The organism is Secundilactobacillus kimchicus JCM 15530, from assembly GCF_001433995.1.
Lineage (GTDB): Bacteria > Bacillota > Bacilli > Lactobacillales > Lactobacillaceae > Secundilactobacillus > Secundilactobacillus kimchicus.
Window position 1 is genome coordinate 37802 of sequence record NZ_AZCX01000012.1, and the last position, 16381, is coordinate 54182.

Below are 16381 nucleotides of genomic sequence, written 5' to 3' on the forward strand. Positions count from 1 at the left end.
AAATTCCGACTAAAGCTATTAAAGTTATTCTTTTTGTTTGAAAAATTTTCAAAAATTCGGCAATAACGGTTCATATAGACCACTTCATTGGCCACACTTGTGAACTGTGAGCTCAATTTCACTCCAGATTGGTTGTCCTTCCCGCATAACTTCCAAGGCATACCGGCCACTTTGATTAACATCACCGGCCCGCACCACCAGCCGTGGCCGGGTTTCCCCCGCTAACGGTTGATCGTTGAAAAACCACTGATACCGCTCATCATAGACGTTGGTGCCGGCGGCCGATAAGCGAACCACGTCGCCGCACTGGACTTGTTGTGGCGGAATTGAACTCAAAATGGCCGGCTTTCTAACGTCAACTTTCAATTCAGTGCTCACCGTCGCATACATCGCCCCACTGGGCCCATGTCTCGCCACCTGACAGCTGAACAAGACACCGTCTAACGCATATGGGACCGCGACTAAGTTCAAGACCGGATGACTCTGGCGGTTCAACAACTTATCCCCCATAAACCACTGAAATTCATCACTGAAGTGTTGTGGTTCAACGACCACCCGAAGCTGGATCGTTTCGCCTTCGCGCCCCTGCTCCCCCGTGATTCGGACGTCTTGAAACATCGGCACTCTCAGCTCATCTGCAATCACTTTGGCCAATTCGGCGTCACTAACCGAAAACGAATAAATCGGCGTTTTTGGCAACTTCGACTCATCGATGGATCGGTTCATCATGGGAATCGCTCCTTTCCTGGCTCTGCTATCCTTAAGACCATTGTAACGAGCAACCCGCCCCCTTGGCTAGAAAAGTGCAAATTTACCGACCGACCCCTTTTAATTGAATCGGCATCCCAAACTGACTAGAATGAAGATGGTAAATGAAAAATTGCACAATGAAGATTGAGGCGATCAAAATGACCACAATTCCTACTAAAATGAAGGCTTGGGAGGTGACGACTCCGGGCCCAATCGAAACGAATCCGGCACCCCTGCACATGGTGACTAAGCCCGTACCGCAACCCGGTCGGGGCGAAGTGCTCGTTCGAATTCTTGCCTGTGGTGTCTGTCACACTGACCTGCACGTTTCCGAAGGCGACTTGCCCGTCCACCATGACCACGTCACACCGGGGCATGAAATCGTCGGTGAAGTCGTCAAACTGGGGCCGGAAGCCAGTCGGTTCAAACTTGGTGACCGAATCGGGGTCCCATGGCTTCGTTGGACCTGCGGGGTCTGCAGCTACTGCCGGTCAGGTCAGGAGAATCTCTGTCCCAACTCACGTTATACCGGCTGGGACCACGATGGCGGCTATGCCGAGTACGTCACCGCTCACGAAGCTTTTGCCTACCGCATCCCGGCACGGTTTGATTCACTGACCGCTGCCCCCCTCCTATGCGCTGGCATTATCGGCTATCGGGCCTATGAACGCGCCAACGTCCCAGAAGGCGGTCGCCTGGGACTATATGGCTTTGGCGGTTCCGCTCATATCACCGCTCAAATTGCATTGGATCAAGGCATGGAAGTCCACGTGCTCACCCGGGGAAAGGACGCTCGTCAATTCGCCCTTGAACTAGGTGCAACGTCCGCCCGTGGCGCCTACGACCTTCCACCCGTACCGCTAGATTCTGCCATCTCATTCGCGCCAGTTGGTGAGATTGTTCCCACTGCTCTGGCTGGCCTCAAACCGGGTGGGACCCTCGCCCTTGCTGGCATTCACGTCAGTGACATTCCGAGTCTAAACTACCAGGACGCCATTTTTCACGAAAAGAATCTGACGAGTGTTGAAAGTAACACCCGTCACGACGGGGAGACCTTCCTGAAACTGGCGGATCGGCTGGATATCCATCCCGAGATTACCGAATACGCCTTTTCAGATGCATTAGCAGCACTTCGGTACGTCAAAAAGGGCGATATTCGTGGCGCTTGTGTTCTTCGAATTGGTGAATCTAACTAGCCAAAAAGGGAATATCCTAAACCGGTCTCGATAACCGGTTCAGGATATTCCCTTTTTTGGTTCTTTTAATTAGCTAATTAGCTTTCAGAAGCGCCGGCCCCGGCATCCGCACTCATATCAGGTGCTGGTGCGGGCGTGCTAGCTGAATCATTATCAACGGACGCACTGGCCCCCGTATCAGAACCGCCAGCACTTGCACTATCATCAACAGAAGCGCTAGCGCCAGCATCCGTCTTGGCATTTGGATCTGGCATCAGTAACTGGCCGCTCTTCTTTAAGTACCACTTCACAACGGGCATCACATCAAAGACTGACTCGTTGACACCTGCGTAATTGCCGTTTTCGTCATGCATGGCCTTGTAATAGTGAATAATGGCCTTATCTGCGGTCCAACCTGGCACTGGCGTCATCACGTAGTCGGTACCAGTCCGAAGGGCATGAATCACCTTTTTAACGCCCCGAACAGCCCGGTCAGGGTGCACCTTTTGGAGTGGATCCCCAGTTTGGCCGGGTTTTCTTGGTGCCAACATCTTGCCCTTGGCTTGGCCACGGTTGTAGTAAATGAACTGGTTGTTGTCATCAGCATACGTCAGTTCAAGCGGCACGGTGTTCAAAAAGTAGTTCAATTGGTTGACCGTCAACAACCCGCGGTCCAACTTCACGTAGGTGTCACCGTCAACGGCGTTGGTTTTCTTAGCCGCTTGTTCTACCCAGTCGTCAGCTTCCATGTCCACGTCTTTAACCGTCGTTTTGACGGGGTGTTGAGCCATTAAGTCCTCTTCTTCAGCAGCCCCATCCGTTTGAACTGGGACGTCGTTCATCGTGTTGATCACTTTAACGAACTTGGTGAACTTCAAGAGCGTCGTTGCTAAAAAGTCGACGGTCTTGCCATCTTTCAGGTTACCGTTAGCGTCAAAGGCTTCTTTGACGTTGGCCAGCAAGAATTCGTTGCCGGGCATCACAACGGCATTCACACCAGGGGCCTCCAGAATTTGTCGTAAATTCAACTGAGCCCGCGATGACCCTTGATCGTAGTACGAAGCCCCCACGATCATCACCGGTTTGTCTTCAAATGGGTGAACCCGGTAAGATAACCATTCGATAACGCTCTTAAGCGCTGCTGTAATGGTGTGGTTATGTTCTGGCGTGGCGATAATCACCCCGTCAGCCGCCTTGATCTTACGGTTCAAATACTGAACGGCCTGCGTTTCGGTCTGGTCGTTGTCTTGGTCGAACATCGGAATGCCTTCAATGGGCAAAATATCAATGTCAACTTGGCTACTAAAGTGGTTCGCCATAAATTGTAATAACTTTTTGTTGTAAGAAACCTCTTCAACGGTGCCTGCAATCCCGACTAATTTCATGTTTATCTACTCCTTTAGGCCTTGATATTGTTGCGATTATCTAGCAATTCTTTGTCCACCTGAGTGGAGTGCCACAACTCTTTGGAAATGTTCACAAATTGCTGAAAATCCGCAAATAGTGCTTCTAGTTGTGCTACTTTTTCAGTATCGTTTAATTTGCCTTCGTCGTCAAAGATTTTTAGTGATTGCCCCACCAAATATTCGGAGCTTGGCATAATGCGGGCGTGAACCTCTGGTGCGTCCATCATTTGCCGCAGGTGTTCTTGGGCCCGCGACGTTCCCAGGGACCCAAACGACGCCCCAATAATCATCACTGGCTTGTCTGCAAACGGATGAATGCCAAACGAGAGCCACTCAATCGCGTTCATTAAAATAGCGGGCACCGCATGATCGTACTCTGGCGTGCTAATAATGACGCCGTCAGCCGCATCGATTTCTTTTGCCATCGCCTGAGCTCGGTCTGGTACGTGCATGTCTTGCGGTTTATCAAACATTGGTAAACCGGTAATTTCCATCAATTCAATGTCGGCCTGGCCGGCAAAATGTTGTTTCATAAACTGCAATAACTTCCGGTTGGTGGCGTCTTTCGTGTTGGTCCCAACCAGTGCAACAAACTTCTTCATTTCTTTGCTCATCTTGTGATCCCCCAACAGTTAAATTTTTAGCCAAAATACGACTTCGGCAAAGTGGTGACTAACCGCCCATCTGCCGTGATGACAATAGCGTCAATGCCTGCCATCGTGGCCACCTTGGCCATAATGCGGTTGCGTGGTTGACCAAACAACCGGGTCGTCCACAGTTCGCCGTCTAACGAACTGTCCGACACGATGGTGAGACTAACCACGTCGGTGTCGACCGGATAACCGGTCCGTGTATCCAAAATATGGTGGTAGGTGTGCCCGTCAGCCGTTAGCTGTCGCTCGTAAATTCCCGACGTCACAACCGACTTATTCTGCAACTTCAGCACCAACTTGAACTGACCTCGCGGCTTAACTGGGTCCTGCAAGCCAACCCGCCAGTCGCCGTCTGCGTGCTTGGCGTTTGGCCCCATGACCACCACGTTACCACCGAGGTTAATGAGGGCCGTTTTAACTCCCTGGGCCCCCAGATAATCGCGAATGAGGTCCGCAAAATACCCCTTAGCGAGCGCCCCTAAATCAATGGCCATCCCTGGCTTCGTTAAGTACACACTGTGAGCCGCATCATCAAGCCGGATGTTGGCTGGGTCAATCAGGGCTAAGGCCGTCTTAATCTCGGCTGGTGTTGGCACCTTAGCGTCGTTAAAGCCAATGCGCCACGTCTGGACTAACGGGCCGATGGCGATGTTTAAATTATCTTCGCGCACCGCGCTAGCCTGCTGGCCAATCTTGATCAGTCGATACAGTTCAGGGTCGACGACGAACGGCTGGACGCCCGCATTATGGGTCACTTGCATCAGTTCAGAATCAGCCGAATTCGCGCTAAATCGGTGTTCATAAGACCGCAAGCGGCGCTCAACCTCATCTAAAATGGGACTCGGCTCTATCGCATCGATTTGAATCGTGATGACAGTCCCCATTAGGTGCAGGACCCTTGAAGCAGTCTGCATAATTGTTCATCCTAACGATTATAGAGTAGGTCTTAGTACGACCTCTTTCGGCCGCCTTAAGTTGCCATTATTATACGCCATTTTGTTTGAAATATCACTAGTTAGTTCTCTCCTTCATATATTTTTATTGTATTTGAACTTTTTAAATTGTTATAAAGCGAGTAACACCAACTCTTTGTAAGCGATAACAAGGCTATGTAAACAGGAATATGGTCATGTGAAAATCTCATATAGACGACTATCCCATTACCATCAAAGCCTCCCCTCCTATTAATCATTTTATTTCACAAACAAAAAGGACACCCCCGTTCATTTTCGGGAATGTCCTTTTTCGGCCGTCATCATTGGGGCCGATTTGTCAGGTTCCAGAGGCTCAGTGCCACCAGAACCAGTGTTGGATTGTTCAACTGAATGGCTGCGACCAATGTCGCCGCTGCCATCAGCAATTGAGTCGTTGAAACTTGCAACCTATCGCCCCCACCGTGAGAAGTTATCGAAATGATCCGGGGGCGGGGATGATTAAGCTTCGAAGACCTTCGTGGTGGTCGTATCAACGTATGACGCACCATCGATGGTGGCATAAAGCGCGACACCGTCTTTGACGAAGAGGCCAGAAGCCGCGATGTCTTCCATCACCTTCTTCACCGTTGACTCGGTCAGACCCGCCTTCGGGTTTGTAATTGAAATCGTGTGTTGCTTGCCATTGATATCTTTAAAACGCAATTGTAAGACTTGCTTGTTCATCGTCAGTTCCTCCTCGAATTAAATTAGATTTCCGCCATTGTAGAAACGTTTGTTGCTTCAACATGATCCAGCGTTAAGCCAGTCAAGGTTGCTAAGCCCTGGGCAAACGTGTCAACGGCGTCTGTGCTGAAGCCTTGAATGACGTTGCCATAGCTCTTCTTAACGGGTTTGTCGCTGATTTCGTCGTGCAAAATAACGGTTAAAGTGGTCTTTTTCCAGAGATTGTTCATGGGGTAAACTCCTTTAGTTTTATTAGTTCGTAAGTTGTTGGCCAACGCCCTACACTCTTACAAACAAGCGAAGATCTAAAAGTGTCAACCATCCTTTTCCGAAATAAGCTGTATTTTTGGGAGAAAGTTCGGTAGAATAGAAAAAGTGATTCATCAATTGTTTTTAGGAGTAGGAGGAACTTAAGTTGGAACGAGTCGTATATCCAGCTGTCTTTGATTCAAGTCTGATGCTGAATCAAGTTCAGGTCACTTTCCCTGATATTCCAGGGGTCAAGGTTATTGGACTAGGCGCTGGCGACGCCATTGACCGCGCTGCCGAGGCAGCCGCAAAGGCACTCATGAATTTAGGAACGTTACCCGTACCGAGTGGCCCCGGTGAGATCGAGCTCGAACCTGGCCAGTACGTCAACATTATCACCATCGATGTTGATAAGTACCGCAATGCGCTAACGGCCACTAAATCACCAGCAAAGAAGAAAGCTGCTACGAAAAAGCCGACCGCAACAAAGTCAGCCACGAAGAAAGCAACTACTCGCAAGAAATCGACAAGTGCCAAGGCTAAGCCGAACACAACTTCGGCAAAGGCAACGGCCACGACCAAGAAGACGGCAACGGCTAAGAAAGCCGCCACGACCGCCAAGGCTAGTGCCAAAAAAGCACCAGCTAAGAAAACCGCTGCTAAGGCGAATGCAGCGAAGAAGACGACCACTAAGCGGGCCGCAACCAAAAAAACTGAATCAAAATAGGGTAAAAGTCGGGGGACTTTCGTAATTTAGAGGACCCCCGACTTTTTATTTTTCTGTCCGTTATCCGGAAATGCAAAAGACTAACCAAATAACCGAAATCGTGCTATGATGTACGCAATCCGGATCACTTCTGTTTGGACTCACTGCGTTGTGTAAAGGAGGAATAATGATGGTTCGCTATATTTTAACGAAACCTGAGGAACACCTCATTCACCGGACGAGCAGCTTACAAACAGCTGCTCAGATTACTAAACGCCCCAAGTGGGTGGTCGAACGCTACGTTAATAGCGATAAGATGTTGGACGGCTGGAAGATTATTGCGCGACACCAAGTCGGCGCCTAATTTCCTATCCAAAACATCGTTCGAGCTCGAAACGGCCTGTTGATCAGGCCGTTTTTTATTTGATCAAATTCGGTTACGCACTACCCCACTGATTACGTTGGCGCTCCAAACAGCCTGGGTCCCGCCATTTTGACCCACCGGTGTTTGGCCACTTGTCTCAACCACAAAAGCCCACCAAATAGAAATAACCAGCCTATAACTCATCCGCGGAACCGCCTATTTTGCAGGACTATTCCACCTTGAAAGTCGGCCGATTTTTTAAAATTTCGAACAACCGTCCCCTCGTGATTTCAAAACATTTTCCGAAGTTTTCGCAGAAATTGACCTCTTTGACTCATTTCGGGTTATAATCTACTTATCAAATTTCGTAGATTCACGGGACAAAGGGAGGGACCTCACATGGACGCCAAAACGATCAAGCTACAAAAAGATGCAGACGGTCACATCGTGCTCCAGCTACCGCAAGAATTTCTTGACCAACTCAAGCTTTCTGATTCCGACGAAGTTGACCTCATTCCAACAGCCTCAGGCTTTGAAGTGCGTAAAGTGGACGACGAAGCCGCTAAAAAATTCTGGGATCCGTTCTCAGAAACACTCAACGAATATGAACGGGCCCTTAAATTCATCAAGAATAATGACGAGCCCGACGATGTTTCTTCAAAATAATCAGGATTTAACGGCAACTCAGGCAAAAACTGTGCTATAATTGTTGTTGCTGTTAATGATGGCGGTATTGGTGAAGTTTGGTTAACACACCGGATTGTGGTTCCGGCACGCGTGGGTTCGAGTCCCACATACCGCCCTACCGAACAACAGGTCATGCGACCATAAACGCCCAACCTTGTAATGAATGAGGTTGGGCGTTTTTTGTCATTTCGTTCATAGGTTCTTTCGGAGTTCTTGAACCGGCACATCATCTTCTTCGAAAACTTTTCCCGTTGCGTGATACCCTAATCGTTCGTAAAACGGCACCGCATCCAACTCACCGTGGATAACGGCCATCGTGAGCCCCTGCTGTCGGGCGTACGCTTCCAGCGCTAACAACGCCTGGGCGCCGTAGCCGTGATAGCGAGCTGTGGCGACCGTTGCTACCCGACCAGGCCGTACCGTCTGGTGATCAATCGCCTCATACCGGGCCGTCGCAACAGGGTGCGCAGTATCTTCGTAAACGACCGCGTAAATGGTCTCATCCGTATCCTTATCGTCAAATTCGGCTTCCCGCGCAATACCCCGTTCGGTCACAAAGACCATTTGACGGATAGCCAAAGCCGCGCCTCGATTCCACTTTTGGCGTCCCACAACAACTTCTACCATAAAGATGTCACCCACCTTCTATTAATTGCCGTCATTATAACATGCAACCGCCCAATTCGACGTGGCCGGTTGACAGCGTCCCAGAATTTTGTTAGGTTAGTATCGTTAAAGAATGATTAGAAAATACATAGAAGAAGGTCTTTTTTATGAGAAAATATGCTATTATCGGTGTCGGCCACGTTGGTGCGACCGTCGCTTATACACTGGTTTGTCAAGGTATTGCTGACGAGCTGATTCTGATTGATAAAAATGAGAAAAAGGCCCGAGCTGAACAACTCGATTTGCAAGACACGCAAGCCCGTCTCGACTCCCATACCACGATTAAGATCAACAACTACGATGACATTACCGATGCTGATATTTTATTCATCACCTCAGGTAACATCCACGCGTTAGATCACGCCAGTGGGAATCGCTGGGCCGAATTCGAATACACCCGTGAAATTGTGCAAGACATCGCCCCTAAAATCAAGGCGTCCGGCTTTAACGGCGTCATCATTGATGTCATGAACCCTTGCGATTGCATTACCTACTACCTGCAACAAGCCACTGGGTTGCCCAAGAATCAGGTCCTCGGAACGGGAACCTTCCTGGACACTGCCCGCATGCAAAAAGTAGTCGGCGAAAACTTCAATGTTGACCCCAAAAACGTGTCCGGCTACACCCTTGGGGAGCACGGGGAATCCCAGTTTGTCGCATGGTCAACCGTCTCGGTAAACGGCTTACCAATCGAACAACTCGCCGATGAACGCCACATCGACCTTGAGGATCTTGAACAGCAAGCCCGTGGCGGCGGTTGGGCCGTTCACTTCGGCAAGGGATACACCAGCTACGCCATCGCAACCTGTGCGGTTAAGCTGAGCCGTGCCGTGCTTGACGACGCCAACCTTGCTTGTCCTTGCTCGTGCTATTCTGACAAGTACAACACGTACGTGGGCCACCCGGCCATCATTGGAAAATCCGGTGTCGTTGAAGAACTCCGCTTGCCAATCACCGCTGAAGAACAAGAAAAGTTAGCCGAATCAGCTGGCTTCATTCGTGAAAAATTCGAAACATTGCCAGCCGTTGCTCAAACGGCAACCGCTTAAATCAAACAAATCCCGTACTCACTTCATTGCGAGTACGGGATTTTTGACGATTAAGGTTAATTTGCGTGCTGCATTCGAATATGCGGTGTTGACTCAAACGCGAATGGCGCGCCCACGCTGGTGAATCCCAGCCGCTTGTAAAAGGATTCCACTTGAACCTGGGCCTCAATCTCAATTGGCAGACCCTTAAAGTCCGAGTTAATGACGGCCAATACGTGCTGGACCAGCTCAATTCCGAGCCCAGTACCACGTGCCTCTGGAGCGACAACGACGCGGCCAAAGCTCACGATGTCGGCCTCACGATAAACCCGAGCGTAGGCTAAGACGGCCCCCTGACTGTCCTGTAAGAAAACATGGCGGGCATGCCAATCAACATCATCAACTTCCTGATAAACGCGATGTTGGGCCACAACAAAAACCCGGGTTCGTAATTTGTAGATCTCAAACAATGTCGCTGCATCCAATTCCTGAAACGATTTAACTTGCCACACTTGCTTCACCTCATTTTAATAACAGTTGCTGTAACGTTTTAATCGCTTGAAGAGCTGCTTTCTTATCTTCAACTGTTAGCGGATCAAATAACTGGGTAATTTGGGCGTTTGAGTCGGCATCAATCTGTTGGGCCAACGCAACGCCAGCTGACGTCAATTGCAATAACTTGCTCCGACCATCCTGAGCAGACGGCACTTTTTTTACAAATTGCTTTGCCTCAAGCTGCCGAATCAAGCGACTCACATATCCTTTGTCAACACTCAAGGCTGCCGCCACATCAATCGGCCGAATCGATTGTTGTTCAAAAATCATGAGCAAAATTCGAGCCTCTGGAAATGGCAGTTCAGTATCAAAAACCCGCCGATCCAAGACTCCCAGCAGCTGAACATATTCCCGGTTAAACTGCCGAATTGTCGTTATTTGGTCCTGCTCCAAACGATCACTTCCTCGTGTTCAAGAATAGACTCAGATTAGAATATATAGTAGCTTTTGTCAACTATATGCCAATAAAAATTGCCCGACGCTGGGGAAGCATCGGACAATCAAATTGGATATTGCCCATGTAGTGACTAGTTACATGGAGAGTGAGTTTTACTCAATGCGATGAGTCTCATATTACTAGGTGAGTAATATAAATGAACTACTGTGAAGAGCGACACCAATCAGCGGCATATGCTCCGCTAACTGACGTTAAAAAACACTTAGGCGACTCTGGGGAGAATCCACCTAAAGAAAGAAGTAGCGTCCGTTATCAACCACTCTTCACGTCGATAACTTCAACCGTTCTTGCGACCCTCTCGAAAGACGGTCTAGATTCTTGTCATACCAAACAGAGGTCGGAATTCCGAGCCCCCACTCATGGCACCCAACTATCCATAGACAAGTATTTAAATTCACCCAGTGAAAAGTATCTGACAAAAGAATAGCATATCCTTTCATCGAATTCAAACACTTTTTAAATTCCGTACAATCTGTTCATTACTTTAATTCATCGCGCTTCTTTCGCCCAATTCCAACGAGGCCAAGTAAGCTGATGATCCCCAATAAAGCCGCTCCCATCAACGTGGTTTGCTGGTTAACGTCATCGCCGGTCTGTGGTAACGTCTTGGCCTTAGTTGTGCCCGCTGGCGTTGATGATTGACCCGCCTTTGTTTTAACCGTTGTCACCGTCACTAATTTTGCGTGCCGCGTCAACTTTTGTTGATCAATGGATTGCTGATGGCGAGGAGATTGCCCCGTTTTACCCGGCGTTTCATGTTTTTTCTCAGTGATTGGTTTTGGTTCAGGCGTTAGGGGTGTCTGCTCCTCCTGCCGTCCCGGTTGCGTTGGATCCTCGGGAGTCGTCGGCGCCGTTGGATCAGTCGGGTTGGTCGGTCCTGTTGGATTTGTTGGTCTCGTTGGATCAGTTGGATCAGTTGGATCGGTTGGACCCGACTTTTCAGTAATGGTCAACTGACCCGGAACCGTCACAATCCGGTAGTTTGGATTGCCACCATCCGCGACGTTCACCCCAATCGTGTACGTGCCAGGGTTCACCTCCCCGCTCACATCCGTCAACGTGTAATTAACCGGTGAACCACTAGTTGGCAGTCCCGTAATGGTGGCCTTTAATTCCCCAGAATATGGTTTGCCATCATACTCCTTGGCCACCTTTGGTCCCGTAATGGTCACGGTAGCTGGGGTAATCGTCACTCGACCCAGACCGTCACCAAAATTAATGCCGCTGTTGCCAATGGCTTTTTGAATGGCCTGCTTGCCATCAGCAGTCAGCTTCACTTGATACGTCCCTACGTTGACGTTCTTCGCGTCGTCGGGATTCACGAATGTGTAATCGGTCCCGTAAGTCAGAGCTACGCTGGTTTTATCATCAACCGTGGCTGTCACGGGCACCTGGCTGGCCGTCGTTTGACCATCGTAAACGTGGGTCCCAGTCGGCGTTTTGATTGCATCGGCAGCGATAACCGTAATCGTGGCATTCTTGGTCTCACCGTGATAAGTGACGGGAACTGTATAAACGCCGGATTTATTAAAAATTGAATCACTAATGGTCCCACTCAATTCATTAACTGTAATTTGATGGCCAAATGAATCACCACTCTGGACCAAAGATAGTAACGTTGGTTTGTTGTCTCCTGTGTGGTAAATCACATTTTGAGTCGTAAACGTCCCAACCTTGATTTCACCAGTTGCAGTAACCGTATTACCACTCTTGGGATCGGCTAACCGATAAGTGACCTTATACGTTTGGCCTGCCTTAAGATTACCAGCCGGTATCGTTTGCTGGGTTGATTCTTCTATGATTGAGGAAATTGTCACGTTACCCTTTAGATTAATTGGACTACCCGTTGCCTGGTTGACATAGGCATCAGCAATCCCAGCATCAATAATCTTCCCATCAGTCAAATTGGAATCTTGATAGATGCCATCAATAGGTGTCGTTGTAAGAACTGGCATGTATCCTGGATTAGCTGGCATCAGATACTTGAAGGTTGCGTGGTCAGCCGTTTCTCTTTTAATGCTTTCGTCATCCTTAATCGCATTTAACTGACCAGTTAAATTCACCTTGCTTTGAACGTCTGGATTTTTAACGTAGTAGGTCAGAACTAGAGCAGAATGAAAGTCATCCGGCTTTGATACACTGACGGTGAAACTCTTATGGTCGCTTGCCATCGCGATTGAATAGGACCCTTTAGCTGTATCCGTCACAACGTCGCCGCCATTATGAATTTCATAAGCAAGATTACCGCTCGCGTCTGTTAAGAATTCGTGATCTGACGTCACGGTATACTGGTAGCTATCCGGCTGATCACTGCTCTTTTCAGGAACTTGAACGACAGCCATGCCGGACATAACAGGTTCTTCAAATATAAAATTATATGTGCCATCACTGGCTTGAGACAGTTGGTTGCGACGATAATTGTCGGTTTTAGGTACCTGATACGGAGCATCAACACTCAGTCCAGACAGGTAAGAACCCAACACTGTAGTTGGATCAGACTTTTCTGCCGGTTGAACCACGTACGTGAGCCCCCCATTAGAAGGGGTCAGCGAAATCGGTGTTTTAGTCCCTGCGTTATAATAATTGACCTTAACATCGTAAGTTTCGCTCGTCGACTGATTTTCAGTTGTCAGCGCTCTTGATTCAATCGTCAATGTGGTATTAGTCAAATCTTTAACGTTATTCTTAGCTGTCAATGTGATTGTTCCGGCCGTCTTGTCCCTGCTTATGTCAAAGTTTGCATTGTTACCATCGTCTGTATTGTCATAATCCCAACCCTTAGGATCAACCGTCAAGACAACTTTGTCGCCCGCATTAAGTGCGACCCCAGTAGCCCCAGTATCAATTTGAAGGGCAATCTGTAATTGCCCCCCCTTTAACTTCACGTTACTTCCATTACTTTCAAACGTGGTCGTCATTTCTTTCACTGGGGTACCGTTAGTCGTCCGGCTTGTTGCTGCATCATCTTCTGATTTAACCTGAGCCGCTGATGCCGCAACCGCCATTTTATAGGCGACCGGTGCGACCCGAGTCGTCCGCTTCTCAGCTAATGATGCTGGTTGAGAAACTCTTGAACTCGCAGGTGCGACCGATTGAGTCCCATCACTGGCACTTTGAGCAGATTCATTACCCGAGGCTGCCACCGCACTGCTAACCTTTGCTGGTGCCGCACTGGCGTCAGTTGCCACACTTAATGGCTGATTGTCACTAGCAGCCGGTGCTGCCGAATTGCCAGTGGCACTACTAGTAGCGCCGGCTGGTTGACTCGACGTGGTCGTCGCAACACTGGAAGCCGCCACCTGTGCCGTATCAGTAACCGCCGTATCAGCCTTGGCCGTTTGCGTCGTGGCGGCCCCAAAAGCCGCTGTAAAGAACAGGGACATCCCCACGATGACCCATGTCTTGCCCCGTTTATACATTTTGTAATGCCGCTTTTCTTCAGCCATTACCATTGTTAACTTTGAATTTTTGCCATTAATCATAGTCCTACCTCCCGAACAACTCCCATGCTTGAAAATGGCCATTGGTCTGGTTCAACCATCATTTTCATTGTGCGCCCAATGGTGCACTACCCCTTCCCCAAAGGGCGATTTGGCACTTAGTCGCACAAACGCATTCAATTAAAGAACCCTTTCTAGTATTCAGCTTGTCTTACCAAGTTCAAGCTAACACTTACTCCCCCATCAATCGTTAATGTATCTCAAAATCACAACCATGGTCATCTGCGCTAACTAAATTCGTTAACAACAGCCCACTAATGTGACTTTTTAACTTAAGGATAAGGTAGCATTTCCGAATTCGTTTTGTAAGTAACTAAACGACGGTGTTGAACTTTGTTAATGAAGATAGCCAATTTGGCTTGTTACATCGCACGACGCCTCCTAATTTAAGACTCAATCAGCCCCCCATAAGCACTGACAATTGGATATGGTTTCCATTGCTAAGTGTAGCCGGAATATGTTGAAAATTAAAAAATAAAAAGACCAGCACTATCGTCATAGTTCTGGCCTTTGGTCATTTAATGGTTATTCTGATTCTTAACTATTCGTACGCCAACGCTTCAATTGGATCCAGCTTAGCTGCCCGTCGAGACGGTGATTGTGCCGCAAATAAGGCAATTAAGATTGAAATCAGGGTTCCAAATAACACGTAAAGCACGTGGATATCAATGATAGCGTAATCCACCGACGTCGCCAGTGAAATGTGGTTAATAATCACCGACGCCACATAGGAGAAGATGGTGGCCCATATGCTCGAGAACAAGCCAAGGAAAAACGCTTCGGAAATGAACAGCGTCCGAATGTTGCGCCGTTGAACACCCAGCGCCCGCAAAATGCCAATTTCCTTCGTTCGTTCCGTCACACTGATATACAGCACCACAATGATCATAATTGCTGAAACCAGCAATGAGATGGCCGAGACACCCGCCAAAACCCAGATTGCCAGTTCCAAGTAGGTGTTCAGCGTATCGACTAAGGCACCGGCCCCCGTAATCTGGTAACGTGAATCCGTTTCCCGCGAACTATCCGGAATCGGGTCCTTAATGGCGTTTATTTTCTTTTGAACCCCCTTCACGAAGGCGAAGCTACTGATGTTAACCGTCGCGAAGTTAGGCTTGACCGTCATATTTTTGGTCTTAAAGAAGTCTTGAATCGTCTTATAGGTCAGAATCACGCCGCTTTCGTCACCCAACACCCCGGAAATCTTGACCTTCTTGTGTAACGAAACCGGCTGATGCTTATTGTTCATCGTTGGGATAAAGAACGTCACCGTTTGACCAATAATTTTCTTAGGGTCCTTGGCATAGTAGTGCTTGGCGAGCGCTATGTTAATGGCCATTTCGCCGTCCTTAGGAAAATGCCCCCACTTGATACTCTTGGGCAAAACCGTGCTGTTGGTACTCTGGAACCGGGAAACATTGACGTTATCGCCCTTATAATGAAACGTGCCGCTCCCGCCGAGATAGCCGGTTTCGACACTTTCAACGTGGTCCAGCTGTTTCAGCCGGTTCACGTCCGCCTTGGTCATTTCCCGACTGTTGGGATCCGTATGCTTCGTATTTTGAGCCACCTGAATCGACATCGGATTGACCTGAGAATAAATCTGGTGGTTAATATAGCCCGTGATACCTTCACCAAGGCCCAACATCATGATCACCGAAAAGATCCCAATGGACGCGCCAAAGACGATTAACACGTTTCGCCTCAGGTTATACTGCATATGTTTGAGCGACATTTTGACCAAGTCCCAGAGACTTAATGCTTTGGTCGACGGTTTAGCCGTCTTATCGCTCGTTCGATACGATGGTTGGACCTGAATCTCATCATCGATCACACCGTTTTCCATATGCACGATCCGCGTGCCGTGATCGGCCACTTCCTGCGAATGGGTGACGGTAATCACCAACTTGTCGTCCTTAGCAATTTCATCAAGCAACGCCAAGATTTCCAGCGTATTTTGCGCGTCTAAGGCGCCCGTTGGCTCATCGGCAATGATGATCTCCGGATCCGGCGCTAATGCCCGAGCGATGGCCACCCGCTGCTTTTGACCACCCGAGAGCTGATTGGGGAACTTGTCCTCGTGACCACTCAGCCCCACGACCTTCAACAGGGTCTTAGCCCGCTCAACTTGTTCCTGCCGACTCAACGTCGTCATTTCCAACGAGACCAATACGTTATCTAATATACTTAAATGACTAATTAAATTAAAACTCTGAAAGACAAATCCAATCGTCTCACGGCGATAGGCGTCCCACTCCTTTTCAGTGTTGTTTCGCAGCGACTTGCCGTCTAACAACACTTCTCCCTCATAGTCATCATCTAAACCACCGATGATGTTCATCAGTGTCGTCTTGCCGCCCCCCGACTCACCAAGAATCGACACAAATTCCCCGCGATTAAACTCGAGGTTGATGCCTTTCAGTACGGGAAAGGTCTCCTTATTGACGTGGTACGCCTTTCGGATATCCCGTAGCTCGAGAAAACTCATCCGTCACCCTCCTAGTCGCATTCAAAAATCCAGTCCAAT

The 16381-nt window shown here is 48.7% G+C and carries 17 protein-coding genes and 1 tRNA gene; 6 read left to right on the forward strand and 12 right to left on the reverse strand.

Annotated elements, in window-relative coordinates:
- Positions 1-84: 84 nt before the first annotated feature.
- Positions 85-729 carry a hypothetical protein gene (locus FC96_RS11270; RefSeq protein ID WP_056943072.1) on the reverse strand — a complete coding sequence of 215 codons (645 nt, stop codon included), beginning with the start codon at positions 727-729 and terminating at the stop codon, positions 85-87.
- 179 nt (positions 730-908) lie between these two features.
- Here FC96_RS11270 and FC96_RS11275 point away from each other — a divergent pair, with 179 nt between their 5' ends.
- Positions 909-1946: a zinc-dependent alcohol dehydrogenase family protein gene (locus tag FC96_RS11275; RefSeq protein ID WP_156403227.1), complete on the forward strand. Its 1038-nt coding sequence runs from the start codon at positions 909-911 to the stop codon at positions 1944-1946.
- 77 nt (positions 1947-2023) lie between these two features.
- Here the strand turns inward: FC96_RS11275 and FC96_RS11280 are convergent, their stop codons facing one another.
- The 6 genes from FC96_RS11280 to FC96_RS11300 all read right to left on the reverse strand — a co-directional run bounded on the left by FC96_RS11280 (position 2024) and on the right by FC96_RS11300 (position 5872).
- A complete protein-coding gene (locus tag FC96_RS11280) occupies positions 2024-3310 on the reverse strand; it encodes an NAD(P)H-dependent oxidoreductase (RefSeq protein WP_054661207.1) in 1287 nt (428 codons plus the stop codon).
- A gap of 14 nt (positions 3311-3324) precedes the next feature.
- Positions 3325-3933 carry an NADPH-dependent FMN reductase gene (locus tag FC96_RS11285; RefSeq protein WP_055679608.1) on the reverse strand — a complete coding sequence of 203 codons (609 nt, stop codon included), beginning with the start codon at positions 3931-3933 and terminating at the stop codon, positions 3325-3327.
- A 38-nt stretch (positions 3934-3971) separates the two neighbouring features.
- The gene (locus tag FC96_RS11290; RefSeq protein ID WP_056943074.1) at positions 3972-4898 is read right to left on the reverse strand and encodes an FAD:protein FMN transferase; all 927 of its coding nucleotides are present in this window, start codon (positions 4896-4898) and stop codon (positions 3972-3974) included.
- A gap of 341 nt (positions 4899-5239) precedes the next feature.
- Positions 5240-5365 (reverse strand): hypothetical protein, encoded by a 126-nt coding sequence (locus FC96_RS13245; protein ID WP_268872582.1) that lies wholly within the window; start codon positions 5363-5365, stop codon positions 5240-5242.
- Positions 5366-5417: 52 nt separating this feature from the next.
- On the reverse strand, positions 5418-5642 hold the full coding sequence (locus FC96_RS11295; protein WP_054661206.1) for a DUF2922 domain-containing protein: 225 nt from the start codon (positions 5640-5642) through the stop codon (positions 5418-5420).
- Positions 5643-5665: 23 nt separating this feature from the next.
- On the reverse strand, positions 5666-5872 hold the full coding sequence (locus FC96_RS11300; RefSeq protein WP_056943075.1) for a DUF1659 domain-containing protein: 207 nt from the start codon (positions 5870-5872) through the stop codon (positions 5666-5668).
- Between the two features lie 185 nt (positions 5873-6057).
- On the opposite strand from FC96_RS11300, the gene FC96_RS11305 reads away from it, so the two are divergent.
- From FC96_RS11305 to FC96_RS11315, 4 genes are all read left to right on the forward strand, one after another.
- Complete coding sequence (locus tag FC96_RS11305; protein WP_056943076.1) at positions 6058-6618, forward strand: hypothetical protein; 561 nt, start codon at positions 6058-6060, stop codon at positions 6616-6618.
- 169 nt (positions 6619-6787) lie between these two features.
- The gene (locus tag FC96_RS12960) at positions 6788-6961 is read left to right on the forward strand and encodes a hypothetical protein (RefSeq protein ID WP_156403228.1); all 174 of its coding nucleotides are present in this window, start codon (positions 6788-6790) and stop codon (positions 6959-6961) included.
- 399 nt (positions 6962-7360) lie between these two features.
- Positions 7361-7627, forward strand: a complete 267-nt coding sequence (locus FC96_RS11310; protein WP_056943077.1) for an AbrB/MazE/SpoVT family DNA-binding domain-containing protein — start codon at positions 7361-7363, stop codon at positions 7625-7627.
- A gap of 61 nt (positions 7628-7688) precedes the next feature.
- Positions 7689-7763 (forward strand) — tRNA-His (locus FC96_RS11315).
- A gap of 77 nt (positions 7764-7840) precedes the next feature.
- On the opposite strand, the gene FC96_RS11320 is transcribed toward FC96_RS11315, so the two are convergent.
- Positions 7841-8275, reverse strand: a complete 435-nt coding sequence (locus FC96_RS11320; RefSeq protein ID WP_054661203.1) for a GNAT family N-acetyltransferase — start codon at positions 8273-8275, stop codon at positions 7841-7843.
- 146 nt (positions 8276-8421) lie between these two features.
- Here FC96_RS11320 and FC96_RS11325 point away from each other — a divergent pair, with 146 nt between their 5' ends.
- Entirely contained in the window at positions 8422-9363 is a 942-nt protein-coding gene (locus FC96_RS11325; RefSeq protein ID WP_054661202.1) for an L-lactate dehydrogenase, read from the forward strand.
- Between the two features lie 56 nt (positions 9364-9419).
- Here FC96_RS11325 and FC96_RS11330 read toward each other — a convergent pair whose 3' ends face one another.
- From FC96_RS11330 to FC96_RS11345, 4 genes are all read right to left on the reverse strand, one after another.
- Positions 9420-9854, reverse strand: a complete 435-nt coding sequence (locus tag FC96_RS11330; protein ID WP_054661201.1) for a GNAT family N-acetyltransferase — start codon at positions 9852-9854, stop codon at positions 9420-9422.
- Between the two features lie 10 nt (positions 9855-9864).
- On the reverse strand, positions 9865-10290 hold the full coding sequence (locus tag FC96_RS11335) for a MarR family winged helix-turn-helix transcriptional regulator (RefSeq protein ID WP_056943078.1): 426 nt from the start codon (positions 10288-10290) through the stop codon (positions 9865-9867).
- A 543-nt stretch (positions 10291-10833) separates the two neighbouring features.
- A complete protein-coding gene (locus tag FC96_RS11340) occupies positions 10834-13836 on the reverse strand; it encodes an MBG domain-containing protein (protein ID WP_056943079.1) in 3003 nt (1000 codons plus the stop codon).
- Between the two features lie 559 nt (positions 13837-14395).
- Entirely contained in the window at positions 14396-16342 is a 1947-nt protein-coding gene (locus tag FC96_RS11345; RefSeq protein ID WP_056943080.1) for an ABC transporter ATP-binding protein/permease, read from the reverse strand.
- Positions 16343-16381: the final 39 nt, after the last annotated feature.